Source organism: Longimicrobium sp. (assembly GCA_036387335.1).
Classification (GTDB): Bacteria; Gemmatimonadota; Gemmatimonadetes; order Longimicrobiales; family Longimicrobiaceae; genus Longimicrobium.
This window is the reverse complement of sequence record DASVTZ010000008.1, coordinates 22076-47795: the sequence shown is the minus strand read 5'-3', so window position 1 is coordinate 47795 and position 25720 is coordinate 22076. Positions and strand designations below refer to the sequence as shown.

18 protein-coding genes are annotated in these 25720 nt (G+C 71.6%); 8 read left to right on the top strand and 10 right to left on the bottom strand.

Annotated features, from left to right (window positions below; all coding sequences use genetic code 11):
* Window positions 1-86: 86 nt before the first annotated feature.
* On the bottom strand, window positions 87-1718 hold the full coding sequence (locus tag VF647_00890; protein ID HEX8450614.1) for a cation acetate symporter: 1632 nt from the start codon (window positions 1716-1718) through the stop codon (window positions 87-89).
* Window positions 1715-2065: a DUF485 domain-containing protein gene (locus VF647_00885; protein ID HEX8450613.1), complete on the bottom strand. Its 351-nt coding sequence runs from the start codon at window positions 2063-2065 to the stop codon at window positions 1715-1717. The genes VF647_00890 and VF647_00885 overlap by 4 nt, the downstream gene beginning before the upstream one ends.
* Before the next feature lie 140 nt (window positions 2066-2205).
* Between VF647_00885 and VF647_00880 the strand changes: the two genes are divergently transcribed.
* The 3 genes from VF647_00880 (at window position 2206) to VF647_00870 (ending at window position 4446) form a co-directional block, all read left to right on the top strand.
* Complete coding sequence (locus VF647_00880; protein HEX8450612.1) at window positions 2206-2829, top strand: cytidylate kinase-like family protein; 624 nt, start codon at window positions 2206-2208, stop codon at window positions 2827-2829.
* 121 nt (window positions 2830-2950) lie between these two features.
* Complete coding sequence (locus tag VF647_00875) at window positions 2951-3775, top strand: menaquinone biosynthesis protein (protein ID HEX8450611.1); 825 nt, start codon at window positions 2951-2953, stop codon at window positions 3773-3775.
* 110 nt (window positions 3776-3885) lie between these two features.
* A complete protein-coding gene (locus VF647_00870) occupies window positions 3886-4446 on the top strand; it encodes a hypothetical protein (GenBank protein ID HEX8450610.1) in 561 nt (186 codons plus the stop codon).
* Window positions 4447-4474: 28 nt separating this feature from the next.
* Here the strand turns inward: VF647_00870 and VF647_00865 are convergent, their stop codons facing one another.
* The 8 genes from VF647_00865 to VF647_00830 all read right to left on the bottom strand — a co-directional run bounded on the left by VF647_00865 (window position 4475) and on the right by VF647_00830 (window position 17908).
* Window positions 4475-7666 carry a PAS domain-containing protein gene (locus tag VF647_00865; protein HEX8450609.1) on the bottom strand — a complete coding sequence of 1064 codons (3192 nt, stop codon included), beginning with the start codon at window positions 7664-7666 and terminating at the stop codon, window positions 4475-4477.
* Window positions 7667-8202: 536 nt separating this feature from the next.
* A complete protein-coding gene (locus tag VF647_00860; GenBank protein HEX8450608.1) occupies window positions 8203-9126 on the bottom strand; it encodes an MlaD family protein in 924 nt (307 codons plus the stop codon).
* A gap of 71 nt (window positions 9127-9197) precedes the next feature.
* Window positions 9198-9974 carry an ATP-binding cassette domain-containing protein gene (locus tag VF647_00855; protein HEX8450607.1) on the bottom strand — a complete coding sequence of 259 codons (777 nt, stop codon included), beginning with the start codon at window positions 9972-9974 and terminating at the stop codon, window positions 9198-9200.
* 14 nt (window positions 9975-9988) lie between these two features.
* A complete protein-coding gene (locus tag VF647_00850; protein HEX8450606.1) occupies window positions 9989-10843 on the bottom strand; it encodes an ABC transporter permease in 855 nt (284 codons plus the stop codon).
* A 424-nt stretch (window positions 10844-11267) separates the two neighbouring features.
* The gene (locus VF647_00845; protein HEX8450605.1) at window positions 11268-14639 is read right to left on the bottom strand and encodes an efflux RND transporter permease subunit; all 3372 of its coding nucleotides are present in this window, start codon (window positions 14637-14639) and stop codon (window positions 11268-11270) included.
* Between the two features lie 12 nt (window positions 14640-14651).
* A complete protein-coding gene (locus VF647_00840) occupies window positions 14652-15746 on the bottom strand; it encodes an efflux RND transporter periplasmic adaptor subunit (GenBank protein HEX8450604.1) in 1095 nt (364 codons plus the stop codon).
* 11 nt (window positions 15747-15757) lie between these two features.
* Window positions 15758-17401, bottom strand: coding sequence for a TolC family protein (locus VF647_00835; protein ID HEX8450603.1), 1644 nt, complete (start codon window positions 17399-17401; stop codon window positions 15758-15760).
* A gap of 27 nt (window positions 17402-17428) precedes the next feature.
* Window positions 17429-17908, bottom strand: coding sequence for a MarR family transcriptional regulator (locus VF647_00830; protein ID HEX8450602.1), 480 nt, complete (start codon window positions 17906-17908; stop codon window positions 17429-17431).
* Window positions 17909-18216: 308 nt separating this feature from the next.
* On the opposite strand from VF647_00830, the gene VF647_00825 reads away from it, so the two are divergent.
* The 5 genes from VF647_00825 to VF647_00805 all read left to right on the top strand — a co-directional run bounded on the left by VF647_00825 (window position 18217) and on the right by VF647_00805 (window position 25663).
* Entirely contained in the window at window positions 18217-21132 is a 2916-nt protein-coding gene (locus VF647_00825) for a PAS domain-containing protein (GenBank protein ID HEX8450601.1), read from the top strand.
* Window positions 21133-21350: 218 nt separating this feature from the next.
* The gene (locus tag VF647_00820) at window positions 21351-22157 is read left to right on the top strand and encodes an FtsX-like permease family protein (protein ID HEX8450600.1); all 807 of its coding nucleotides are present in this window, start codon (window positions 21351-21353) and stop codon (window positions 22155-22157) included.
* Window positions 22154-23326, top strand: a complete 1173-nt coding sequence (locus VF647_00815; protein HEX8450599.1) for an FtsX-like permease family protein — start codon at window positions 22154-22156, stop codon at window positions 23324-23326. Before VF647_00820 ends, VF647_00815 begins: the two co-directional genes overlap by 4 nt.
* A 223-nt stretch (window positions 23327-23549) precedes the next feature.
* A complete protein-coding gene (locus VF647_00810; protein HEX8450598.1) occupies window positions 23550-24248 on the top strand; it encodes an ABC transporter ATP-binding protein in 699 nt (232 codons plus the stop codon).
* A complete protein-coding gene (locus VF647_00805; protein HEX8450597.1) occupies window positions 24245-25663 on the top strand; it encodes a hypothetical protein in 1419 nt (472 codons plus the stop codon). The genes VF647_00810 and VF647_00805 overlap by 4 nt, the downstream gene beginning before the upstream one ends.
* Window positions 25664-25720 lie beyond the last annotated feature (57 nt).

The window sequence follows — 25720 nt, the reverse complement described above, 5'->3', positions numbered from 1 at the left end:
CCCCCCCCCCCCCCCCCCCCCCCCCCCCCCCCCCCCCCCCCCCCCCCCCCCCCCCCCCCCCCCCCCCCCCCCCCCCCGCCCGCCCCCTACACCGCCCCCAGCCCCGTATTCGCCCGCACGTTCAGCTCGCTGTACGCGGCTTCGGACACCGGGTCGCGCGACAGGAGCGAGCCGAGGATGGCGGCCAGGAAGCCCAGCGGCACCGAGACCACGGCCGGGTTGTCCAGCGGGAAGATGGCGGCGGCCTGGATCAGGTGGCGGGTGGCGGCGGCCGGCGGGTCGACGCCCATGACGGCGGGGCTCAGGACGATCAGCACCACCGACGAGATCAGCCCCACCAGCATCCCCGTCACCATCCCCGTGGTGTTGAAGCGCCGCCAGTACAGCGTCAGCAGGATGGCGGGGACGTTGGCGCTGGCGGCCACCGCGAAGGCGAGCCCCACCAGGAACGCCACGTTCAGCGACCGCAGCGCGATCGCCATCCCGATCGACACGATTCCGATGAGGGCGGCGGCGATGCGGGCCACGCGTACCTGCTCCTTTTCGTCGTGCCCCTCGCCGCGCTTCACCACGCTGAACCAGATGTCGTGCGCGAAGGCGGATGACGAGGCAATGGTCAGCCCCGCGACCACCGCCAGGATCGTGGCGAAGGCGATGGCCGCCACGAACGACAGAAAGATCTCGCCCCCCACCTCCTGCGCCAGCAGCGGCGCGGCCAGGTTCTGGTTGGGGATGAGCTTTCCATCCTTCATCAGCCCGATGTTCGCCTTCCCCACCAGCGTGGCGGCGCCGAAGCCGAGAAAGGTGGTCATGATGTAAAAGGTGCCGATCAGGATCATCGCCCACACCACCGAGGTGCGCGCGGCGATGGCGGAGGGCACCGTGTAGAAGCGCACCAGGATGTGCGGCAGCCCCGCCGTGCCGAAGATCAGCGCCACGCCCAGCGAGATCAGCGAGAGCGGGCCCCACTTGCCGTGGTAGTACAGGCCGGGCTGCGTGAAGTCCTTTGTGATCGGCGCCCCTCCGCCGGGGCAGATGCCATTCTTCACCGCCCCGTCCGCGCACACCTGCCCCGTCACGCCCGCGACCGCGTCGAAGAACTGGATGAAGGAGAAGTTGAAGCGGTACATCACCAGCAGCGACAGCAGGATGGTGCCCATCATCAGGAGCACGGCCTTCACGATCTGCACCCACGTCGTCGCCAGCATCCCGCCAAAGATCACGTACACCAGCATCAGCGCGCCCACCATCACGATGGCGAGGTTGAAGGAGATCTGCGGGATCAGCAGGCTCACCAGCGAGCCGGCGCCCACCATCTGCGCGATCATGTAGAAGAGCGAGACGGTGAGCGTGGAGATGGCCGCGACGGTGCGCACCTTGGGGCTCCTGAGGCGGAAGGCCAGCACGTCCGCCATGGTGAACTTGCCCGTATTGCGCAGCGGCTCGGCGACCAGGAGCAGCACCGTGAGGTACGCCACCAGCCATCCCACCGAGTACATGAAGCCGTCGTAGCCGTAGAAGGCGATCAGCCCCGCGATCCCCAGGAACGAGGCGGCGCTCATGTAGTCGCCCGCCACGGCCCACCCGTTCTGGAAGCCGGTGATGCTGCGTCCCGCGCTGTAGAACTCCGCCGTGGTCTGCGTGCGGCGCGATGCCCAGAAGGTGATCCCCAGCGTCAGGAGCACGAAGCCCACGAACATCAGGAGCGAAGTGGTCACCTGGCACCTCCCGCGTGGGCGCGCGACGCGATCCGCTCGGCCTGGGCGTCGAAGTCGCGGGCACGGCGCACGTACATCACCATGAGGATCCACGCCATGAAGAACTGCGACAGGGCGAAGAGGTAGGCGACGTTCACGTTCCCCACCACGTCGCGTCCCATCGCCCGGGGGAAGTAGCCCACGAGCACCGGCAGGGCGAAGTAGTAGACCACGAAGAAGAGCGTGGCGGGGATGATGAAGCGGCGCTTGGCGGCCACCAGGGCGCGGAACTCGGGGTCGTTCTCCAGCCGCGCCCAGGCATCGGCGGTGAGCGGTTCAGGCGGCGGCGGTGTGGACGGACCTGACATGGAGGACCCCGGGTGGAGGGAACGGCGGGCACTTTCGCGAATCGGGATGGGTCGTGGGACGTTAGGCCGGTGCGCGCGCGTTGACAAGGGGACGCGGCGGGGGGCATTCTCAGCGCGCACCTTCGGCGGAGGCGTGACGGATGACGGTGGTCACGATTGCGAGGCAGTTCGGCGCCCGCGGCGAGGCGGTGGCCAACCGGCTGGCCGAGGCGCTCGGCTGGCGCCTGCTGGACCGCGCGCTGGTGGAGCGGATCGCCGCCGAGCTGGAGGTGGCGCCTGAGCAGGTGGAGGCCAACACCGAGCGCGTGGAGCGCTTCGTGGAGCGGCTGGGGCTGTATCTCTCCGAGAGCTTCCCGGAGTCGCTCGCCGGCGTCCCCGCCGCCCTCTCGCCCGAGGCGACGGCGAAGGCGGCGCGGCGCATCGTGGCCCAGGCCGCGGCGGAGGAGCCGGCGGTGATCGTGGGGCACGGGGCGCAGTGCATCCTGCGCGGCAACGCGGACACCTTTCACGTGCTGCTACATGCCCCGTTCGCGGCGCGGGTGGCGCGGGTGAGGGAGCACTTCGGCATCGACGAGCGCGTCGCCACAGAGCGCGTGCGCCGCTCGGACGCGGACCGGCGCGCGTACGTCCGCGAGCACTTCGGGCAGGACTGGCTCGATCCCGCCCTCTACCACCTCAGCGTCGACACCGCACGCTTCGGCGTGGAGGGGACGGCGGAGCTGATCTGGGAGGCCACCAACCGCGTGCTCCAGCGTCCGGGTTGAACCGGCTTCTACTGCGGCCTCACGCGGAGGCGCGGAGACGCAGAGGAGAGCACGCGAAGTTCTCTCAGCGCCTCCGCGTCTCCGCGTGAGACTGCTGTTTTCTTTTTGGATGGAGGGGGCGATGGAGGAGGAGAGGGCGCTCAGGCTGGGGCACATCACGTACAGCAACTGCTTTCCGGTGCACGCCGGGATCCTGGATGGCGGGCTGGGGGCGGGGCTCTCGGTGGTGGAGGGGGTGCCGTCGGAGCTGAACGGGATGCTGGACCGCGGCGAGATCGACGTGGCGCCGTCGTCCAGCATCGAGTTCGCGCGGCATGCGGATGAGTACGGCATCATGCCGGAGCTGGTGATCGGGTCGCGGGGGCCGGTGAGGAGCATCCTCTTCCTGGCGCGCCGCCCGCCCGAGTCGCTCGACCGCGCGCGCGTGGCGATCCCCACCGCGTCGGCGACTTCGGTGGTGCTGCTCAAGGTGCTGCTGCGCACGCGCTGGGGCGTGGAGCCCGCCTTCCACTGGTTCGACCAGGCCCGCGACGACCCCTTCGCCGCCGGCGCGGACGCGGCGCTCTTCATCGGCGACGTGGCGCTGCGCGGAGGGCTGCACCCCGGCCTTCCCTTTCGCTTCGACCTGGGCCAGGTCTGGTGGGAGCAGACGGGGCTCCCCTTCGCCTTCGCCGTATGGCAGGTGGCGGGGGGCAGCCCGGACGCGCTGCGCCGCCTGCACCGCACCCTGCTGGCCTCGCGCGAGTACGGCGCGCGCAACCGCGCGGAGCTGGCGGTGCGCTGGGGGCCGCACTTCGGTTTCGAGCCCCCGTTCCTCGAGCGCTACTGGGGCGACCTGTCGTTCGAGCTGGACCCGTCCATGATCGAGGGGCTTCGGGCGTTCTATGCCCTTGCCGCCGAGATCGGCGAGATCCCGCGGGTTCCGGAGCTGCGCTGGGCCGTGTAGGCCCGGCTTCGTCAGAACCGCCCGCGCTCGCGCATTCGCCTGCAGATGCACCATCGGGAGCCGCTCCCGGCTTCCGATCCCAGCACTCTTCCACACACGGTCCCGTATCCATGAAGAAGCGATTCATCGCCGCCGTAGCAGCCGCCGCCCTGGTCTCCGCCGCCCCGGCGCGCGCCCAGACCGACTCCGTGCCCGCGTACCAGCAGGTCATCTCCGCGAATCCGCTGGGCCTCCTCTTCGGCTACTTCAACGGCGAGTACGAGCGGGCGGTCAGCACCACCACCACCGTGGGCGTGGCGGGGGCGTACTTCTCGCCCGACAACGACGCGCTGGCCACCGTCGAGGCCAAGTTCCGCTACTATCCGCAGGCGCGCCCCCTCTCCGGCTTCTCCATCGGCGGATCGCTGGGGTACGGCCAGGTGACCGACGAGAACGATTTCGAGGAGTTCGTCGTGGATTCGCAGGTGCGGCAGGATGACGGCACGACCTCATCCGCGTTCATCGTGGGTGTGGAGCTGAACTACAACTGGCTGGTGGGGCGCGACCGCCGCTTCTTCATCGGCACCGGCATCGGCGCCCGCCGCCTGATCGGCGGCGACATCGACGACGCCTCCGACCTCCCGGTAGTGATCCCCACCATCCGCCTGGTGAACATCGGCTTCGCGTTCTGACCGGATTGTCTCACTTTCGTTTTGAAGCTCAGCGGGCGGCGTGCTGGTCCAGCGTGGCGCGGATGATCTCCAGGAGGGACCAGGGGGTGAAAGGCTTCTGCAGAAAGAGCGCGGCGGAGGTCAGCACGCCGCGCCGCAGCACCTCGTCGTCCGTGTAGCCGGACATGAAGACCAGCGGAACGCCAGGCAGGATGTCCCCCAGCCGCTGGGCGGCGGCGTGGCCGCCCATGTGCGGCATCACCACGTCCATCAGCACCAGGTCGATGACGCCGCCGTGCCGCTCCGCCATCTCGATGGCCTCCACGCCGTTGCGGCACTCCAGAACGGCATAGCCGGAGCGGGTGAGCGCGCGGCGCGCCACCATCCGCACCGCGTCCTCGTCCTCCACCAGCAGGATGGTCTCCGTGCCCCCCGCCGCCGCCGGGTCGGCCGGGGTGCGCGCGGGGCGCCCGGCCGCCGCGGCGGAGAGGTAGATCTTGAAGACGCTCCCCACGCCCACCTCCGAGTACACCCAGAGGTGCCCCCCGCTCTGCCGCACGATTCCGTACACCGTCGACAGCCCGAGCCCCGTGCCGCGCCCCACCTCCTTGGTGGTGAAGAAGGGCTCGAAGATGTGCCCCATCACCTCCGGCGGCATCCCGCTCCCCGTGTCGCTCACCGCCAGCATCACGTAGCGCCCCGCCGGGATCAGCGACCCGTCCCACGCCCGCTGCGAGCCGTCGAACTCCGCCTCCGCCGTCTCGATGGAGATGCGCCCGCCGTGTGGCATGGCGTCGCGCGCGTTCACCGTCAGGTTCATCAGCACCTGCTCCAGCTGCCCCGGGTCGGCCTCCACGCTCACCGCCTGGTCGCGGGCGTTGAAGTGGAGATCCACGTCCTCGCCGATCAGGCGCCGCAGCATGGGGAGCATGTCGGAGACCAGCGAGCCCACCTGCAGGCTCTGCGGCTTCAGGATCTGGCGGCGGCTGAACGCCAGGAGCTGGCGCGTGAGCGAGGCGGCGCGCTCCGCCGCCTGGCGGATCTCGCGCAGGTCCTCCTGGCGCGGGTCGTCCGCCGGAGTGTCGGACAGCAGGAGGCTCACGTTGCCGCCGATGACGGTGAGCACGTTGTTGAAGTCGTGCGCCACCCCGCCCGCCAGCATCCCCACCGCCTCCATCTTCTGCGACTGGCGGAGCTGCTCCTGCAGGTTGCGCTGCTCGGTGAGGTCGGTGGAGACGCCCACCACGCCGATGGTGCGCCCCGTGGAGTCCTGCACCGGCGAGCGGGTGGCGATCACCGTCAGGGGGCGGCCGTCGCGCCGCGTCAGCGTCAGCTCCCCCGTCCAGCTCTCGCCGCTGGCCAGCGCCTCCGCGGCCTCGGCGTCCGCCTCGTCGATGTCGGCGCCGAACAGCTCGCGCCGCGTGAGCCCGAGCACCTCGTCCGCGCGCCAGCCGTAGAGCTGCTCGGCGTACGGGTTCCACGAGGTGATGGCGCCGTCCAGGTCGGTGGCGATCACGGCCTGCTGCACCGTGTCCAGCAGGAGCGCCTGCAGGCGCACGGCGTCTTCCACGCGGTCACGCTCCGAGAGGTCCAGCATGGAGCCGATCATCCGCACCGGGCGGCCGTCCGCCTCGCGCAGGAGGTAGGCGCGGTCCAGGATGCGCACGTAGCTCCCGTCCCCGCGCGCGAAGCGGTACTCGTCGGACCAGGTGAGGTCGCTCCCGTCCAGGGCCGACCGCAGCCTGGCGACGACGCGCGCGCGCTCTTCGGGGTGGATGCGCTCCTCCCACCAGGCGAGGTTCGTGATGCCGCTGCCGCGCGGGTGGCGGAGGACGGCGGTGAGCGCCTCGTTCCACTCCAGCGTGTCGCTCGCCAGCTCCCAGTCCCACAGCACGTCGTTTGTGGCGCTGAACACCAGGCGGTAGCGCTCCTCGCTGGCCCGCACGGCGCGCGCGGCGGCCGCCTCGGCGGTGATGTCGGCCGCGATCACCACTCCGGCCACGATGTCGCCCCGCGCGTCCGCCACGGGCGTGGCGCTCAGCCGGGCCGTGCCGCGCACCCCGTCCGGCCGCACGATCTCGTACGTCTCGTCCACCACGCTGCGCCCCGTGCGCAGCGCGCGGGCCAGCGGCCACTCCTCCGCCCGCACGCGCCGCCCGTCCGGGTGGTACCCCTCCCAGTCCCCGTACTCGCTCACCGAGCCGGACGACATGTAGCCGTGGCTCCAGATCTCGTCGATCTTGCGGTTCCCCAGGATCAGGCGCCCCGACGGCGCCTCGGCGATGATGACCCCCACCGGGAGCTGCTGCACCACGGCGTTCAGCAGGCTCCGCTCCTCGGCGAGCCGCTCGGTGAACTTCGCGGCCTCCTCGTCGCGCTGCCGGCGGCGGGTGACGTCGCGGAAGTAAACGGACACCCCGCCGTCGTTGGGGTGGGCGTTCACCTCGAACCACCCCTCCAGCGGGGCGAAGTAGGTCTCGAAGGTCCTGGGCAGGCCCGTCTCCACCACGGCGCGGTACTCCGTTTCGAACACCGTCCCCACCGCCTCGGGAAACTCGTCCCAGATGCGGCGCCCCAGCAGCTCATCGCGCCGCCGGCGCAGGAGCGGCTCGGCCTGTGGGTTCAGGTAGCGGAAGCGCCAGTCCTCGTCGAGCGCAAAGAAGGCGTCGGTCACGCTTTCGAGGATGCGCACGGCGCGGTCGCGTTCGGCCTCGGCCTCGGCGCGGGCGCTCTGCTCGGCGGTCACGTTCTCGTGCGCCACCACGGCGTGCCGCACCCCGTCCGACACGAGCGGCGTCACCCGAAGCTGGAACCAGAGCCGCTCGCGTGGCGTGTGGCAGGGATACTGGAGGGTGAAGAAGTCCGTCTCCCCGGCCAGCACGGCGCGGATCCCTTCGGCGGTGCGCCTGGCCATGTCGCCGTCGCCGCCGCGCACGCGGGCGCAGACGCCGGTGTAGCTCTCGCCCAGGTAGCTGCGTGCGGCCCCGTTCTCCTCGCCGAAGCGGCGCCACGCCTCGTTCACGGCCACGATGGCGCCTTCCCCGTCCACCACGGCCAGGTGCGCGGAGAGCGCGTCGATGGAAGCCTGCAGCACCTCGCTGGCTTCGCGGTCGCGCGGGAACAGCGTGGTGCGCTCGTCGCCGCCGAGCTCGCGCATCTCCGCCCGGAGCGCGTCTATGCGGCGCCGGATCTCGTCGATTCGGAGTACGCGGTCTTGAGGGGTGAGGGTCTGCTGGTTCATTGCTGAAATATATGGCTGCTGCGGGTGCGCGGCGGAACGGCCGCGACACAAGCAAAGGGTCTGGGAGATGGCCGAATGCGGGCTGGAACATCAGAGCGTGAAGGCGGAACATCTAATGTAACATAAAGTGCGGCCCGTGGGTACACATTCGTTCATAGCGACGGGCCAAACCACGCTGACTGTCACGCAAGTACCCGTCGCGGGCGGAAAGCACCGCGGGATCGTTCTTCCTCTAAATCGTGGCGCGCATGGAATCTGTGACCCTCGCGGGCGCCACCCGGTGCCGCACGCACCTAAGAGGGCGGGGCCGGAAGCGCGAGCGATGGTGGTGGGGAGGGCACGGGCAGCCACATGGGCGGCCCCTACGGGTGTCGGCCCCGAATGGCGGGCGTCGCGGTGGGGGCGAGGGCGGGCAGACACGCAGGTCTGCCCCTACCGGTGACGGTGCGGCAAGACCGGCACGGATGCACGCAAACACCCCTCCCCCGCGGTTTGGGGGAGGGGTCGCGAGGAACGAGCGGGGGAGGGGGCCCCCTCTAAAACACCCGCAAATTGATGTACTTCTTCGGGTTCGCCTGGATGTCCTCTGCCAGCGACCCGTAGCGCGTGGCTGTCTGGTTGATGTTGGCGGCGGCGGCGTTGAGGTTGTTGTAGAGCGACTCGTCACGGCTCAGCTTGCCCAGCGTGCCCTCGCCGCGGTCGATGCGGCCGGCGATGCTCGCCATGGATTCGCCGGCGGCGTTGAACGAGCGGGCCGCCGCGTCCATCCGCAGCGAGATGGAGTCGGTGCGGGCGATGGCGCGCGCCAGCTCCGGACGCGTCGCGGCGCCCTCGACGCCCGCGGCCGAGCGGCGCAGCGAGCCGGAGACGCCCTGCAGCTCGCGCCGCTGCTCGGCGGCCAGCGCGCTGAGCTCCGTCAGCATCGCCTGCAACTCGGTGGCGCTCGTCTGCACGGCACCGATCGTCTGCTGGCTCAGAAGGGCCTGTGCCCGGCCAAGAACGGTGTCCGCGCGCGTGCCGACGGCGGTGGCGGTGGCCATGATGTCGCTGGCGCCGGCGCCGGCCGCGTCCGTGGAGGGCAGGATGCCGCCGTCCGCCAGCTTCTGCCGCGAGCGGCCCGGGAGGATGGTGGCGACGACGCCGCCCAGCAGCCCGTTGCTGCTCAGGTACACGCGCGAGTCGGAGGGCACCGGGTACTCGCCCTCCAGCTCCATCCGCACCCGGACGCCGTTGTCCTGGATCTCGAAGGAGCGGATGCGGCCGATGTTCACGCCCCGGAGCTGCACCGGGTCGCCCTTTCGGATCCCGCCCGCCGTCTCCACCAGCGTGGAGATGTAGTACCGGCCGCGGAAGGTGCCCGGGTCGGTGAGCAGGAAGAGGGCGAAGAGCACGGAAAGGATGCCCACCAGCACGAAGATGCCGACCTGCACTTCGCGGCGGGGAGTGCGTGCGACGCTCACGGTGGCGAGGTCCTCGCTAGGGATTCGGTTGCGCGGGGCCGTGGGGGCCCCGCCATCTGCGCGCTGTATCATTATACTGCCTCGAGCAGGTCTGAGTCGGGAACGTCGCGCTCCAGGAACGCCCTCACCAGCGGATCGCGGCTCGCCCGGAACTCGTCCGGCGTGCCCACGAAGCGGATCTCCCCGTGGTCCAGCATCGCCACCCGGTCGGAGATGGGGAGCGCCCCCTCGATGTCGTGCGTCACGATGATGGAGGTCACCCCCAGCTCCCCCGCCAGGCGGGCGATCAGCCGGTGGACCACCGTCGCGTTGACCGGGTCGAGCCCCGTGACCGGCTCGTCGTACAGCAGGATCTGCGGGCGCGACACGATGGCCCGCGCGATCCCCACCCGCTTCCTCATCCCGCCCGAGAGCTCGGAGGGGATCTTACCGAGCACCGCGTTGGGGTCCAGGTTCACCAGCTCCAGCGCGTTCACCACGCGCCGCAGCACCTCCTCCTCCCCCGCCTCGCGCTGCTCCTGGTCGCTGAGCCCCTGCGACACGTTCTCGAACACCGTCATCGAGTCGAACAGGGCCGCGTTCTGGAATACGTAGCCCACCTTGCGGCGGATCTTGTCCAGCGTGCGCTTGGGTGCGTTGACGACCGAATCGCCGTCGATCACCACGTCGCCGCGCTCGGGGTGGATCAGCCCGATGGTGGTCTTGAGCAGCACGCTCTTGCCCGTGCCGGAGTGCCCCACCACCGCCAGCGTCTCGCCGCGCCCGATCTGCAGGTTCACCCCGGCCAGGATGGGCCGGTCGAAGCGCTTGTGCAGGTCGCGGTACTCCACCATCGGCTGGCCGTTCATCGCTCCCTCCATCATCAGTTGAGGAGGAGGGGCGGAAAGAGCGCGTCCAGGAAGAGGACGGCGAGCGTCATCAGCACCACCGCGCTCGTCGTGGCCTTCCCCACGCCCTCGGCGCCGCCGCGGGTGGTGAGCCCCATGTGGCTGGCGATCAGCGGGATCACGAAGCCGAAGACCACGCCCTTGCACAGCGAGTAGAAGAGGTCCCAGCTGTGCCACCAGAGCTGCGCGCCGTACAGGAACGAGTCCGCGCTCAGCCCGATGGTGGCCTGCGCGGAGAACATCCCGCTCAGGATGCCGGCCGTGTTGGCGAGCCCCACCAGGCAGGGCACCACGATGATCCCCGCGATGATGCGGGGCGACACCAGCGTGCGCACCGGGTCGCGCCCCAGCGAGTGGAGCGCGTCGATCTGCTCGGACACCTGCATGGTCCCCAGCTCGGCGGTAATGCGCGCGCCCACGCGGCCGATGAGCACCACGGCCGTCATGATGGGCCCCAGCTCCAGCACCACCGACGAGGTCACGACGCTTCCCAGCACGTACAGCGGCACGGAGCCGGTGAACTGGTAGCCGCCCTGCTGCGAGGTCACCACGCCGGCCAGGATCCCGGTCACCAGCACGATGGGCACCGACGACACGCCCATCCAGTACATCTGCCGCACCACCTCGCGCAGCGGAATGCGCCCGGTGAACAGGTACACGGCCGTCTGCCACACCAGCGACCCGATGTTCCCGAGGTGGGCGAGCAGGTTCTCCGCCCCGCGTCCCAGCCCGCCGAGCCCCTTCTCCACCGGCCGCAGCGGCCGCACCCGGGTGCGCTGCCGTGCCTCGGGGAGCGTGGCGTGCTCCGTGGCCTCTCTCTCCGCCTGCATCGCCTTCCCCCCTGTAAGGCCCGCTCCAACCCCACCGAAGCTAAGCCGCGAATTTACAACAGATTACACCTAAATGCAACCGGAACAACCGTTTAGCTCGCCCTCACCCCCGCTCGTTCCTCGCTGCCCCCTCTCCCGATAACAGGAGAGGGCTGCGCCCTCGCCGTTATCATGAGAGGGGGCGGTTTGCGTCGCCCGGATTCCGGTAGGGGCTGACCTGCGTGTCTGCCCACCCTCTCCCGCGCGCCAAACTCCGGCAACGCACCCCGACCCCCTGTAGGGGCCGCCCCACGTGGCTGCCCGTGCCCTCCCGCGCCCCGTCGCCCGGCCATCGGCCACCGGCCCGCTGTTCTCCCCCTCTCCCGAGAACGAGAGGGGCACCCTCTCCTGTTATCGGGAGAGGGGGCCGGGGGGTGAGGGCCCCTCAATCCCCCGGCACCGCCTCCGGCTCCAGCACCGTCACCCGGCGCGGGCGCTCGTCGCCATGCCCGCCGCCACCGTGCCCGCCGCCATGCGCACCCGCTGCGTGCGTGGACTTGCGCCCAAAGAACGCCATCGTGTTCTCGCGCAGCTCGTCCAGGATCTCGTAGAACGTCGGGATCGCGATCAGGGTGAGCAGGGTGGAGGTGATGGTGCCGCCGATCACGGCCACCCCCAGCGGTGAGCGGAACTGCGCCCCCTCGCCCGACCCCAGCGCCACCGGGATCATGCCGGCGATCAGCGCGAACGTCGTCATCAGGATCGGGCGCAGGCGGATGGCGCCCGCCTCGATCAGCGCCTCGCGCCGCGGCAGCCCCTTCTCCTGCGACCAGATGGCGAAGTCGATCAGCAGGATGGCGTTCTTGGCCACGATCCCCATCAGCAGGATCACGCCGATCATGCTCATGATGTTGAGCGTGTTCCCCGTGATGCGCAGCCCCAGCATCACCCCCACCAGCGAGAGCGGCAGGGAGAACATGATGGGAAGCGGGTCCAGGAACGAGCCGAACTGCACGACCAGGATCAGGTACATCAGCATCACCGCCACGCCCAGCGCGAAGAAGATGCGCCCGAACACCTCGTTCTGGTCCTCCGTCTCGCCGCCCTGCGACACCTGGTAGCCCACCGGGACGTTGACCTTCTCCAGCCGCTGGGTGATGCCGGCGACCACGTCGGTCAGCGGGACGCCCTCCGTGTTAGCCTCCACGTTGATGACGCGCTCGCGGTCCAGGTGGCTGATGACGGCGGGGCCCAGGTTGCGCTGCACGCGGGCCACCTGCCCCAGCGGCACCGAGACCGGCCCGCCCGCGCCCGTCGGCGGGAGCACCAGCGGCACCGCCTCCAGGTTGGCCGTGCGGCTGCGCGCCTCCGCGGAGAAGCGCACGTACACGTCGCGCGTCTCGCCCGAGGGGTCCACCCAGTCGCCCGCATCGATGCCGGCGAAGGCGGGGCGGAGGGCCTGCGCGACCTGGCCCGCCGTCACGCCCAGCGACCCCGCCAGCCCGCGGTTCAGCTCCACCGTGAGCTCCGGGCGCTGGCCTTTGGTGGAGAGGCTGACGTCCACCGCGCCGGGCACCTGCTTCACCTCAGCCATCACCTGCTCGGCGAGGGTGTTGAGGGTGGCCAGGTCCGGCCCGCGAAGCTGGATCTGGATCTGCTTCTGGTTGCCGAAGCCGCCCGTGGCCAGCGCCGCCTCCGCCCCGCCGATGCGCTTGGCCTCTTCGCGAAGCTCGGCCGCGATCTCGTCCTGCCCGCGCGCGCGGTCGCCCTTGGGGGTGAGGCGGATGTAGACCGTCGCCTCGTCCACCGCCCCGCCGCGCCCGCCCACCGTGGTGTAGGTGTAGCGCACCTCGGGCTTGCCGCGGGCCAGCGACGCCACCTCCTCGGCCTTCATCTGCGTGTAGGCCAGGTTGCTGCCCGGCGGAGTGTCGATCTCCACCATGAACTCGCTGCGGTCGTCGGCGGGGAAGAACTCGCCGCCCAGCTTGAAGACGACGGGCACCATCCCTGCCGCCATCATCCCGATCATCAGCGAGCCCAGCACCACCGCCGCTCGCCCGATGCCGCCCAGGATCTTGCCGCGGCGCCTGCGCCCGATGGGTACGAGCGGGGCGACGACGGCGGCCAGCAGCGCCATCCCCAGCACCACGGCGAAGCCCAGGATGCCGGTGGCGGGGATCTGCAGGGCGCCCAGGAACATCCCCAGCGCCAGCATCACGATGAAGAGCCGGTGGTCCAGCGCCCACCCGATCACCCGGCGGTAGCGGTGCGCCTGGTGGTCGAACCAGCGGTTGAAGCGGTCCAGCATCCGCGTGATCCACCACTTCTCGTTCTCGGGCACGTGCGGGTCCGGCCAGTAGGCGGAGAGCATCGGGTCCAGCGAGAACGACACGAAGAGAGACACCAGCACCGAGCAGGCGATGGTGAGCGCGAACGGCGCGAACCACTGCTCCGCCAAACTCCCCATGAAGGCGATGGGCACGAAGACGCAGACGATGGAGAACGTCGTGGCCGCCACGGCCAGTCCGATCTCGTCCGTGCCCTCGCGCGCCGCCGTGTAGTGGTCCTTACCCATCTCCACGTGGCGCACGATGTTTTCTCGCACCACGATGGCGTCGTCGATCAGGATGCCGATGGCCAGCGAGAGGCCCAGCAGCGACATCGTGTTGAGCGTGAAGCCGAAGGCCCACACCGCCGTGAACGAGGCCAGCACCGACACCGGCAGCGCCAGGCCGGTGATGATGGTGCTGCGCCACGAGTTGAGGAAGATGAAGACGACGAGCACCGTGAGGAGCGCGCCCTCGATGAGCGTCTCCTGCACGTTGTTCACCGAGTTCTCCACCCGCTCGCCGGCGTTCTGCACCACGCCCAGCTCCACGCCGGCCGGCAGCGTCTTCTGCAGCTCCGTGATCTCGGCCAGCACCCGCTCGGCGACGGCGGTGGTGCTGTACCCCTGCGACTTCACCACCTCGATCCCCACCGCGGGGCGCCCGTTGAAGAGCGCCACCGACCGCGCCTCCTCGGTGCCGTCGCGGACGGTGGCGACCTCGCCCAGGCGGATGATCTGCCCGCCGCGCTGCGCCACCACGAGCTGCGAGAACTCCGCCGGGTTCGCCAGGCGGCCGCGCAGGCGGATGGTGCGCTCGTCCAGCGCGCCGTTGATGCGCCCCACCGGCGCGGCCAGGTTCTGCGACTGCACCGCCTGCACCACCTGCGGAATGCCGATGCCCGCCGCCTGCATGCGCTGCGGATCGACCTCCACCGTCAGCTCGCGCTCCACGCCGCCCACCACGTTCACCTCGGCCACGCCCTGCAGGCCGCGCAGCTGCCGCGTCACGCCGGGGTCGGCCAGCCGCGTGAGCTCGGGGGAGCGCAGCGCCTGAGACGACAGCGTCAGCGAGACGATCGGCTGGTCGTTCGGGTCGAAGCGGGTGAGGATCGGCTCCTCCATCTCCGGCGGCAGGTCGCCGCGAATCTGCGACACGGCGTCACGGATGTCCTGCGTGGCCTGCTGCAGATCCTTTTCGAAGTTGAACTCCACCAGGATGGTGCCGAAGCCGTCCAGCGACTGCGAGGTCACGCGGTCCACGCCGCTGATCCCGGCGATCGCCTCCTCCATCGGCTCCACCACCTCGCGCTCCACGATGTCGGGCGAGGCGCCGGGGTACGGCACCGCCACGTTCACGATGGGCGGCGAGACCTCAGGGAACTCGTCCGTGTCCAGATTGATGAGCGCAAAGATGCCGAACACCACCAGCGCCAGCATCGTCACCACGGTGACGACGGGCTTCTTGATGGCGAAATCCGAGATGAACATGGTGCCGTCTCCTTACCGTGCCGGGGCGGCGCCGGCGGCGCGCACCCGTACCTTGGCTCCCGGCGTGGTGCCGACCGCCGCCCCCACCAGCACCGTGTCGCCCGGCGCCAAACCCGTGATCACCTCCACGCGGTCCGTGTCCGAGTCGCGCGCGCCGAGCTGCACCGTCACCCGCTCCGCCTTGCCGCCGCGCAGCCGCAGCACGCTGGGCGCCACGCCGCGCTCGTCCACCGCGTCGGCCGGCACCGTCACCGCCTGCCGCGCTTCCGCCTGAACCCGCCCCTCGGCGAAGAGGCCGGAGACCAGCACCCCGTCCTGGTTGGGGATCGTCACCACCACCGGGATCTGCCGCGTGGCCGGGTCGGCCGCGGGGGAGATGCGCTGGATGGTGCCGGTAAAGGTGCGCCCCGGGTACGCGCTGATGGTGAACCTCACCGGTGTGCCCACCCGCAGCGCGCTGAGCTGCTCCGCCGGCACCGCCGCCTCCAGCCGCATGCTGCCGGGGTCGATGATGGTGAAGAGCGGCGTCCCCGGCTGCACCACGTCGCCCGCGCTCACCGGCCGCGCGCTCACGATGCCGCTGATCGGCGCCGAGATGATGGTGTTGGACTGCTGCTTGCGCGCCTGCGCCAGCCGCGTGCGGGCATCGGCGAGCTGCGCCTGCCCCGCAGCCAGCTGGCTGCGCGCCAGCTCCAGGTCGCGGTCCGCCACGGCGCCGGCCTGGTTGAGGGTGGCGGCGCGCTCCGAGTTGCGCTGCGCCGTGCTCACGCTGATCTGCGCCGACCGCACCCCGGACTGGGCGGAGATCACCGCGTCGCGGATCGCGGAGTCGTCGATGCGCCCCAGCGTCTGCCCCGCGCGCACCGGCTGCCCGCGGTCCGCCGTCACCTGCAGCACCGTCCCGCCGAGCTGCGCCGTCACCGCCGCCTCGCGCTCCGCCGCCAGCGTGCCGGAAAGGGTGGGCCCGCTCGACACCTCGCGGGTGGAAACGATCTCAATCGCCTCCGGTCCCAGCACGATCTCCGCCGGCCCCTTGGCCACCGCCGCGTCCGAATCCCGCCCGCAAGCCGCAAGCACCAGCACCGACGCCGCGGCTGCGGCGCGCATTCCTCTATTCCTCATTGACCGCCTCCGGTGAACGCCGCCTGTGTGGGATCCGTCGCGGGCGCCTGCTGCTGTTGCGGCCGCTGCTGCTGCTGCGTGTTCTGCCCCGCCGACGACTGCGTGCGCGCCGCGCCGCCGAGGTTGAACGGAAGGTCGGGAAGGAGCGCCAGCCTCACGCGCGCCACCGCCAGGTCGCGCGCGGCCTGGGCGCGGTTGGCCTCCGCCTGCTGCAGGAGAATGCGCGAGTCCGCCACCTCGATCTGCGTGGAGATCCCCTCCCGGTAGCGGATCTCGGCGATGGAGTACGCGCGCCGCGCCTGCTCCACCGTGCCGGTCGACGCCTGCCACGACGCCTGCGCCGCCTCCAGCTGCTCCAGCGCGGTGCGCGTGTCGAGCGACGCCGCCTCGCGCGTCTGGCGGTACTGGGCCTGCGCCTCGGCGAGGTTGGCCTCGGCCACCAGCCGCTCGCCGCGCAACCGCCCGCCGGTGAAGATGGGCACCGAGAGCCCCGCCCCCACGCTGGCGTTGGTGCGGAAGTCGTCGTACGCGGGAAGCACGTCCTGCGGGAACGCCACCCGCCCGTAGCTGAAGGTCAGCGCGATGTTGGGATACGAGGCAGCCCTCGCGATCCGCCGCTGCTCCTCCTGCACGCGCACCGCCTCCGCCGCCTGCCGTACGGGCGCGCGCAGCGCGGTGGATGTATCGCCCAGCGCCTCCTCGCGGCTGGCGAAGCGCGCCACCGACACCGGCCGCGCGTCGTCCAGCGGCGTGGTGAGGGTGATGGGCACGTCGGCCGGAAGGTCCAGGAGCTGCTTGAGGCGCAGGAACGCCAGGTCGCGCTCGGCCCGGCGCTGGATGAGCAGCGGGCGCAGGTTGTCGCGCGAGACCTGGGCACGCAGCAGGTCGAACTCGGGCTGGTTCCCCACCTGCCGCGCGAGCGTCGTCTGGCGCAGCGTCGTCTCCGCCTGTGCCAGCGTCGCCTCCGCGATGTCCACAAGCTGGTTGGCGAGCCCCGCGTCGAAGTACGCCTGCGTCACGTCCAGGGCGAGCTGCGCGCGCTGGGTGCTCAGCGTCACCTCGGCCACGCGCCGCCCCGCGTCCGCGATGCGGTTCTGCGCGTTGAGGGCGCCGCCGTTGAACAGGTTCTGCTGCGCCGTCACCCCGTAGCGCCAGGTGTTCTCGCTTCCGAAGCCGGCGCTGCTGAGCCCCGCGAAGGGGTTCGTCCCCTGCCCCGCGCAGCGCAGCCGCTGCTCCAGCGAGTCCACCCGCTGCTCGATGGGGAGCGCCGGGTTGGGCGTGTACGGCCCGGTGGGCGGCGGTACGGGACACCCGGCGGGCGGCCCGGTTCCGGTGGTGTCCGCCCCGCTGAACCCCGAGAACTGCGACGCCAGCGTGCGCGAGTACGACAGGTTCCCGGCGATCTGCGGAAGCCGCTGGCTGCGCGCCTGCAGCACCTGCCCGCGCGCCCGCGTCACCCCTGCCCGCGCCACGGCCACCGTCTCGCTGGCGTCCTCGGCCACGCGCAGCGCGTCCTCCAGCGACAGCGCCGCGCCGGCCGCGGGGCGCGAAGCCACCGGGGTCTGCGCCGCGAGCGGTGCCGCGAATGCAAGCAGGAAGAGGGCGGCCGCCCCGCGGCGATACCCTTTGTGCGATCTCATGTCAGAACGGTCCGTTTCAAGGTTTCGTCACGCCGCGTCGCCGGTCCGGCGGCTGGCGCGGCGGGTCTCCTTCCACTCCTGGATCAGCCCTTCCACCCGGTCCACCAGGAGGCGGTGGAAGCGGGCCGCCCCGCAGAGGCGCTCGCATCCCACGGCGCGGTCGGCCGGGAAGCTCTCGCGGGCCTCGTCGAAGAGCTGGATCATGTCTGTCCAGCGACCCTGCGCCACGCGCAGCATCCTCTCCCACGGGTCGTCGCCCGCGCGGTAGAAGTCGCGCCGGTCCCCCAGCGACGACACCCGCTCGATGAGTCCCAGCGACTCCAGCATGCGCGCGTTGGTGCTGACGGACGCCTTGCTGGCCTGCAGCTTCTCGGTGAGCTCGTCGAGCGAGTACGCCCGGTCGCCCACCAGCAGCAGCCCGAACATGCGTCCGGCCCCGCGCGGCATCCCTTCCCGCTCGCAAAGGAGCCCCATCCGCTCCACGAACTGCTGTACCGATCCTTCCATCTGCTCACCGGGTCAGGGGAATTCGAGGCCGCAAGCTAAAGCGTTCGTTTCGTTCAGTCAATACTGAACGAAGTGAAAACAAATGTAGTGGCGGTTCGGGGGCGAAGAACGGCACAAGCGAACCATCACACAGAGGGCACAGAGACAACTGCAAGCCGCGGAGAACAGCCCCGTGGTCGTTCTCTCTTTTCATCTCTGTGTCTCTGTGTGAGCCATGTAGCTGGGTTTTTACTCGCTCCCGGAGGATGGCCGTCTTCTTGCCACCAGACGACCGATTCCGTCACGTAACGCAACCCTGGCCCCGTGCCATGCCCAGCCCAGAAGCCCGCCACCGCGACCACGAAGCGCGCTACGGCGCTGCCCGTGAAGGCGTGTGCGTGCTGGCGCCGGACTGGCGCTTCCGCTACGTCAACGCCTCGCTGCTGGAGATCCTTCACCTGCTGGGGAGGCGCGAGGGGGTGTCGTCGTTGTGGGATGCGCTCCCGGGGTGGCGCGGCACGCCGGAGGCCGAGGCGCTGGAGCGGGCGATGGAGGACCGCGCCGCCGTCTGCTTCCGCGTGGCGGGCGCGCGCGGGGCCGGGCGCACCTGGGAAGTGGAGGCCGAGCCGCTCCCCACCGGCGACCTGCGCGTGCACGTGCGGCACACCACCCCGCGCACCGCCCCCGCGCCCGGAGCGGCCGCCACGCACGAGGCCCGCCTCGCCTCGATGGTCGCGCACCTCCCCGTCGCCGTGGCGCTGCTGGACGCGGAGACGCTGGAGGTGCGCGAGGCCAACGCCGCGTGCCACACCCTGCTCGCCGATCCGTGGCGCGAGCCGGGCTCGCTGGTGGGGCACACGCCGGCCGAGATCGTCCCGGGGTGGGCGGGGTCGGCGGCGGAGCAGCGGGTGAAGCGGGTGGCGGAGACGGGCGAGGCGTGGGAAGTAGCCGAGCTCCGCGTTCCGCCCACGGGGCCGCGCCCGAAGTGGCTGCGGCTGAGCGTGCGCGCCGTGGACGCCTCGGACGGCCGCCGCCACCTCCTCGTCGTCGCGGTGGAGGTGACGAACCCTGTACGTGCCCGCCGCGCGGCCGAGGCGGAGCGGCGCGCCCTCTTCGACATCCTGGACACGCTGCCGGTCGGCGTGATCGTGGCGTGGGCGCCGGATGGGCGGATCGCGTACGTGAACCCCGCGGGCGCGCGGCTGGGCGGGCGCACGGCGGAAGAGCTGGGCGACCACGATGCGAGCAATTACCTGGCCCACTGGCCGGTCCGCACCCCCGCCGGCGAGCCCTTCGAAGCGGACGAGATCCCCCTGGTGCGCGCCCTCCACGGCGAGGCGACGCCCGAGGTGGAGATGGTCATCCCCCTGCCGGACGGAAAGGAGCGCACCGTGCTGGGGATGGGCGTGCCGCTGCGCGACGCGGCGGGGCAGGTGGACCGCGCGATGGTCGCCTTCTACGACATCACCGAGCGGCTGCGGCTGGAGCGGGCACTGATCGAGCGCCAGGTGGAGGCCGAAGCCGCCGCCGCCGACGCCGCCCTCCGCGCCGAGGAGAGCCGCGCGCTCCGCGAGATCGGGCGGCTCCTGGTGTCCGAGCTGGACCCCGCGCGCGTGCTGGAGCTGGCGACGCGCTCCGCCATGGAGCTTCTGGGTTCGCGCGGCGCCTACGTGAACGCCGCGCGCGGGGATGGCAGGGCGCGCGTGGGGCCGGCGCTCGGCATCATGGCGCAGGTGAACGGGGCCGTCTTTCCGCTGGCCGGCTCGTCGCTGGAGATCGTGCAGCGGGAGGGGCGCACCCTGGTCTACAACACGCCGGGCGAGATCCCAGGCGGCACCGGGACGCTCGCCACCTTTCACCGGCTGGGCGTGCGCAACGTCATCCTGGCGCCGATGCGCGCCTTCGGCGAGTCGTTCGGCGTGCTCGGCGTGGTGGACCGCGCCGAGGATTTCACCGCCGAAGACGTCCGGGTGCTGGAGGCGCTCGCCGACTCCGCCGCCATGGCGATGCACAACGCCCGCCTCCTGGCCGGCGAGCGGCGCCGCGCCGACGAGAGCCGCGCCCTCCTCGCCGCAGCAGAGGTTCTCTCCTCGACCCTCGACCCCACCGAGGTCACGGCGCGCATCGTGGGGATCGCGGAGGAGCTGACCGGCGCCGCGGGTGCGGGGCTGACGCTGGTGACGGGGAAGGAGCAGAACCGCGTGAGGACCGCCGTCGCGACCGGGCCGCTGGTGCCCATCCAGGGGATGGAGGGCGCGCTGGCGGGCTCCCTCACCGAGCAGGTCCTCCGCGGTGGCGCGCCGCTCATCCTGGATACCGGCGATCCCGACGCGCCCGCCCCGCTGCGTCACCTGTCACAGTTCGGCGTGGGCACGCTCGCCGTGGCGCCGCTCCGCGTGGGCGACGAGGGGCTGGGCCTGATCGCGGTGGTGAACCCGCCGGGCGCCCCCGACTTCACCGGCGAGCACCTGCGCCTCCTCTCGCTCCTGGCGAACCACGCCGCCATCGCCGTGCGCAACGCGCGGCTGTACGAGGCGGCGCAGGAGGCCAGCCACGCCAAGAGCAACTTCCTGGCGACGATGAGCCACGAGCTGCGCACCCCGCTGAACGCGCTGGAGGGGTACGCGTCGCTGATGGCGGACGAGATCTACGGCCCCGTGAACCCCCGCCAGGCGCACGCCCTCTCGCGGATGCGCGCGTCGCAGCGCCACCTCCTGGGCCTCATCGAGCAGGTGCTGGACGTGGCGCGCCTCGAAGCCGGCGCCAAGCGCCCCGAGCCTGAGGAGGTGAACGTAGTCTCCCTCTCCGGCTCGGTGGTGGACGCCCTGTGCGGCGCGGCGGAGCGCAAGCATCTCACGCTGCGGCTGGAATCCGAGGCGACACCCCGCATCCGCACGGACCTGGGGATGGTGCGCCAGATCCTCACCAACATGGTCGGCAACGCCCTAAAGTTCACCGAGCAGGGCGGAGTGATCGTGCGCGTTGCCCCCCACGGCGACGGCGTGGCGGTGGAAGTGGAGGACACGGGCCCCGGAATCGCCGCCGAGCACGTGGAGCGCGTCTGGGAGCCCTTCTACCAGGTGGAGCCGACGATGACGCGCCGCGAGGGCGGCACCGGCCTGGGCCTCCCCCTGGCCCGCGAATACGCCCGCATCCTCGGCGGCGACCTCACCGTCCGCAGCACCCCTGGCACCGGCAGCACCTTCACCCTCACCCTTCCCCACCACCTCCCCCCCGACGCGTAACCAGTCACGGGCCGCGCCAACCCCGTAGGGGCAGACCTGCGTGTCTGCCCACCCTCGCCTCCACCCCGCCCCCCGCCCTCGCGCACGAAAAACCCTGTAGGGGCGGCCCCGCGTGGCCGCCCGTGCCCTCCCCCGCCCCGCCCACTGCATCCGCCACACCCCCGCTGGACGTACCTGCTTTTCACCGGCTAGCTTCCCCGCATGACGACGAGGACCCTTTGCTCCTGAGCCTGGCGCTCGCCGCGACGCTTGCGGCCGACCCAATCCCCGGCCTCCTGATCGAGCGCCGCCTGGCCGAAACGGTGCCGCTGCAGGTGGGCGACACCGTGCGCGTGCGCGCCCTCGCCAGCGGCCGTCCACCGCGCCCCTTCGTCGTCGCCGGCGTCTTCGAGCGCGCCGCGGACCCCAACCGCATCGCCCGCAACGACCTCGAGATCCGCTTCCACCTGCCGGACCTGGAAGCCCTCCTCCCCAACCGCGACCGCGTGGACCGCTTCGCCGTGGTCCTTGCGCCCGGCGCGCGGGGCGACTCGGCCGCGCGGTGGATCGAGACGACTGCGCTCGGCACGCGGGCCTACTCCAGCACGGGGCTGGCCGAGCGCACCAGCGCCACCTTTGCCGTGGTCTCGCGCTTCCACGACGCCATCGGCATCGTGACGATCCTGGCGAGCGCCATCTTCCTGCTCTGCGTGATGGTGATCCGCGTGGACGAGCGGCGGCGCGACATGGGGGTGCTGCGGCTGATCGGGGTGAGCCGCGGAACCGTCTTCCGCGCCATCGTGCTGGAGGCGATCGCGATCGCGGTGGTGGGGAGCGCGGCCGGGGCGGTGCTGGGGATGATCGTGGCGCGCGTCGTCAACGCCTACTACGCGCAGGTCTACGACACGACGCTGCGCTTCGCACTTGTAACGCCACGCATCGTCGTCCTGGCGGCGCTGCTGGGGCTGGCGCTGGGCGCGCTGGCCGGCGCGCTCGCCGCGTGGCGCGTGGTGCAGGTGGCGCCGCAGAAGCTGGGGGAGCGGTGATCGTAGCCGCCTCGTTGCGCGCGCTGGGGCGCCGCCGCGGGCGCACGGCGCTGGCGCTGGCGGGGATCGCCGTGTCCGCCGCGCTCCTGCTCGACATGACCATGCTCGCCTCCGGCCTCACCCGCTCCTTCGGGGAGCTGCTGGGGGTGAGCGGCTATGCGTTACGCGTAACGCCAAAGGGAATCCTCCCCTTCGACAGCGAAGCGGGCATTCCCGGCGGCGACGCGGTGGGGGAGCGCATCGCCCGCATATCCGGAGTGAAGTCGGTGGCCCCGGTGCTGGGCGCGCAGTTCCGCGTGGTACGCGGCGACTCCGCCGGTGCGCCGCTCTTCACCATGGGAATTCGGCCCGGCGCGCAGTTCCTCTACCGCATCGTCGAAGGCCGCGAGCCCGGCGCCGGCGAGGTCGTGGTCAGCGAGCCGATGGCGCGGCTGGACGGCATCCGCGTGGGGAGCACGCTGCGGCTCGCGGGCGCGGACGTGTCGCTGGGGCGCCGCGACACGCGCACGGTGCGCGTGAGCGGCGTGGGCGACTTCCTGTACGACTACGCGGAGCAGCGCTCCCTGGCCATGCCCATCGGCGAAGTGCAGCGCGCGACGGGAAGGGCCGGCGAGGTCTCCCTCTTCGGCGTCGCCATGGCCGACGGCGCGGATGGCGACGACCTGGCCCGCCGCATCGCCGCCGCGATCCCGGAAGTCACCGCCCTCTCCACGCGCGAGCTGATGCGCGAGATGGACCGGCGCCTCCTTTACTTCCGCCAGCTCGCCACCATCCTGGGGAGCATCGCGATGGTGGTGACGGCGCTCCTGATCTCCACCATCGTCACCATCGGCGTGCGCGAGCGCTTCGGCGAGATCGCGACGCTGCGGGCGATCGGCGTGGCGCGCGGCCGCATCCTCCTCGCCGTGGTCACGGAGGGTCTGGTCCTCGCTGCGGTCGGGTGCCTGGCGGGCCTGCCGCTGGGCCTCTGGATGGCGCGCCGCCTGGACCGCATCCTCCTTTCCTTTCCCGGCATCCCCGCTCGGATGACCTTTTTCGCCTGGGAAGCCGAGCGCGTCGTCCTCGCCATGGGCCTAGTGATCGCCATCGGAGGGCTCGCCGGGTGCATCCCCGGCCTCGCCGCCGTGCGCTCCGCGCTCTCGCAGGCGCTGCGGGAGGAAGCGGAGTGAGGGGCCCTCACCCCCCCCAACCCCCCTCTCCCGATAACAGGAGAGGCTGGCGCCTCTGTTATCGAGAGAGGGGGGAGCGACGCCGAGACCAGCGCACCCATCTCAGCCCTGTGCCCCCTCTCTCGATGACAGGAGGGCGGAGCCCTCTCCTGTTATCGGGAGAGGGGGCAGGCGAGTGTAACGAGCCGGGGGTGAGGGCCCCCCGCGTGAACCGAGGTTACAGGTGACGGAGCAGCCACGGCGCGTGATCGAGGCGCGCGGGATCATCAAGGAATACCCCTACCAGGGCGACGCCGTGCGCGCGCTGCGCGGCGTCGAGGTGGAGGTGGCCGCCGGCGAGATGGTGGCGATCGTCGGGCCTTCGGGGTGCGGAAAGAGCTCGCTGCTCAACGTGCTGGCCGGCATCGATCCGCCCACCAGCGGGACCGTGCGCCTGCTGGGTGAGGATCTGTACGGGCTGGACGAGGGCGCGCGCTCCCGCCTTCGGCTGCGGAGGGTCGGCTTCATCTTCCAGCGCTTCCACCTCCTGGCCGTCCTCAGCGCCGCGGAAAACGTGGAGCTACCCATGGCCGAGGCCGGCGTCCCCAAGCGCGAGCGCCGCGACCGTGCTCGTGAGCTGCTGGACTACGTGGGCCTCGGGCACCGCACCGGCCATCGCCCGCCGCACCTCTCCGGCGGCGAGCAGCAGCGCGTGGCCATCGCGCGCGCGCTGGCGAACCGGCCGGAGGTGATCTTCGCGGACGAGCCTACGGGTGAGTTGGACCGCCGCACCGGCGCCGAGATCATCGCCCTCTTCGCGCGCCTCAACGGCGAGGGAACCACGCTGGTCGTCGTCACCCACGACGCCAAGGTGGCCGAGAGCGCGCCGCGCGTGGTGGAGATGGCGGACGGGCTGGTGGTGAGCGCGGGAGAGCGCCCGTGATCCTCCGCCTGGCGCTCGCCGAGCTGCGCAACCGCCCTGGTCGCGCCCTCTTCCTGCTGGGCGGCTACGCGCTGGGCGTGGCGGTGATGGTGGTGCTCCTCGCCGTCGGCGAAGCAATGCTGGAGCAGGCGCGTGACAAGGAGCTCGTCGGCGGCGGCGACGTGGTCGTCGTCCCCTCCGGCGTCAGCGCGGAGATGCTGAAGTCGGGCGGCGTCGCGTCGCTCTTCCTTGGAATCGACCACGCGCGCTTCATCCACCGCCAGGTGCTGGAGTCGCCGCGCGCGCGCCGGGAACACGGCGTCCTGGCGGCGTCGCCGCTCCTGGACGGCAAGCAGGTGGAGCTGTTCGCGCGCGGCCGGATCTGGAAGACCGTCGGCACCGGCGAGATCCCCTCCCGTGCCCGGGCGGCGCGCGCGCTCCCCACCCTGCTGGAAGGCGAGTGGAACGATTCGGACGCGGACCGCGCCTGGGCCGCCCCCGCCGCCGGCCAGCTGTTTCGCGAGATCGACCACTTCCACCAGCCCACCGGCGAGGCGGCGCGCGACAGCACCTGGGCGGAGTGGCACTACTTCAACGTCGTGCTGGACGAGCGCCGCTGGGTCTACCTCACGCTGGCTGTAGGCGGGCGCGTGGGGACGCCGGGGCAGTGGGGCGGCCAGATCCTGATGACCGTTCGCGAGCCGGACGGCACTCACCGCTCCCTCACCCGCAAACTCACCGACCGCGAGGTCCGCTTCGACACCGCCTCCGCCGACCTGCGTTTTGGCGACCGCGCGGGGGTGAAGCAGGAGAACGGCGTCTACCACGTGACTGCCGACGCGGGCGGCGCGCGCGTGGACCTGCGCGTCACCCCCGCCCCGCGCCGCTACTTTCCCCCGACCGACTTGGGCGGCGCGGCGCTCGTCTCCGGCTACGTCGCCCCGGCCCTCTTCGCCCGCGCGGAGGGGACGGTGTGCCTTCCGCGCTGCGAGGCGGTGCGCGGGGCGCAGGCGTACCACGACCACAACTGGGGCGTGTGGAGGAACGTGTCGTGGGAGTGGGGCTCCGCCTCCGGCGAGGAGATGTCGCTCCTCTACGGCGTCGTTCGCGGCGACTCCACCACCGCCGAGGGCCTCTTCGCCTACCTGGTGGATGCGCACGGCGTCCGCGGCGTGCACCGCCCCGGCCCCATCCGCTTCACCGAGACGCAGCCCGCCCGCTCCGCCGCCCGCACGATCCAGGTCCCGCGCCGCTTCCACTTCGAGGACCCCTCCACCGCCCTGCGCGTGGACGTCGACGTCGCCTCCGTCCACCTCACCGACCGCGAGCGCCCCCGCCGCCGCTACTTCGTCCAGATGCGCGGCATCGCCACCATCCGCGAGCACGGGCGGATCGTCGCGCGGCTGCCCGGGTTCTTTGAGACGTACGTGGATTGAGGTGGGGGTGGCGAGTGAACTCGCGGCAACAACAGCACAAAGTCCGCCTGCGCGGAC

What these genes read in the sequence shown, in the direction of transcription:
- VF647_00845 (HEX8450605.1), bottom strand. Translation starts at nt 14,639, where the DNA reads ATGTTCATCTCGGATTTCGCCATCAAGAAGCCCGTCGTCACCGTGGTG.
- VF647_00830 (HEX8450602.1), bottom strand. Translation starts at nt 17,908, where the DNA reads ATGGAAGGATCGGTACAGCAGTTCGTGGAGCGGATGGGGCTCCTTTGC.
- VF647_00850 (HEX8450606.1), bottom strand. Translation starts at nt 10,843, where the DNA reads ATGCAGGCGGAGAGAGAGGCCACGGAGCACGCCACGCTCCCCGAGGCA.
- VF647_00880 (HEX8450612.1), top strand. Translation starts at nt 2,206, where the DNA reads ATGACGGTGGTCACGATTGCGAGGCAGTTCGGCGCCCGCGGCGAGGCG.
- VF647_00825 (HEX8450601.1), top strand. Translation starts at nt 18,217, where the DNA reads ATGCCCAGCCCAGAAGCCCGCCACCGCGACCACGAAGCGCGCTACGGC.
- VF647_00870 (HEX8450610.1), top strand. Translation starts at nt 3,886, where the DNA reads ATGAAGAAGCGATTCATCGCCGCCGTAGCAGCCGCCGCCCTGGTCTCC.
- VF647_00865 (HEX8450609.1), bottom strand. Translation starts at nt 7,666, where the DNA reads ATGAACCAGCAGACCCTCACCCCTCAAGACCGCGTACTCCGAATCGAC.
- VF647_00855 (HEX8450607.1), bottom strand. Translation starts at nt 9,974, where the DNA reads ATGAACGGCCAGCCGATGGTGGAGTACCGCGACCTGCACAAGCGCTTC.
- VF647_00885 (HEX8450613.1), bottom strand. Translation starts at nt 2,065, where the DNA reads ATGTCAGGTCCGTCCACACCGCCGCCGCCTGAACCGCTCACCGCCGAT.
- VF647_00840 (HEX8450604.1), bottom strand. Translation starts at nt 15,746, where the DNA reads ATGCGCGCCGCAGCCGCGGCGTCGGTGCTGGTGCTTGCGGCTTGCGGG.
- VF647_00875 (HEX8450611.1), top strand. Translation starts at nt 2,951, where the DNA reads ATGGAGGAGGAGAGGGCGCTCAGGCTGGGGCACATCACGTACAGCAAC.
- VF647_00835 (HEX8450603.1), bottom strand. Translation starts at nt 17,401, where the DNA reads ATGAGATCGCACAAAGGGTATCGCCGCGGGGCGGCCGCCCTCTTCCTG.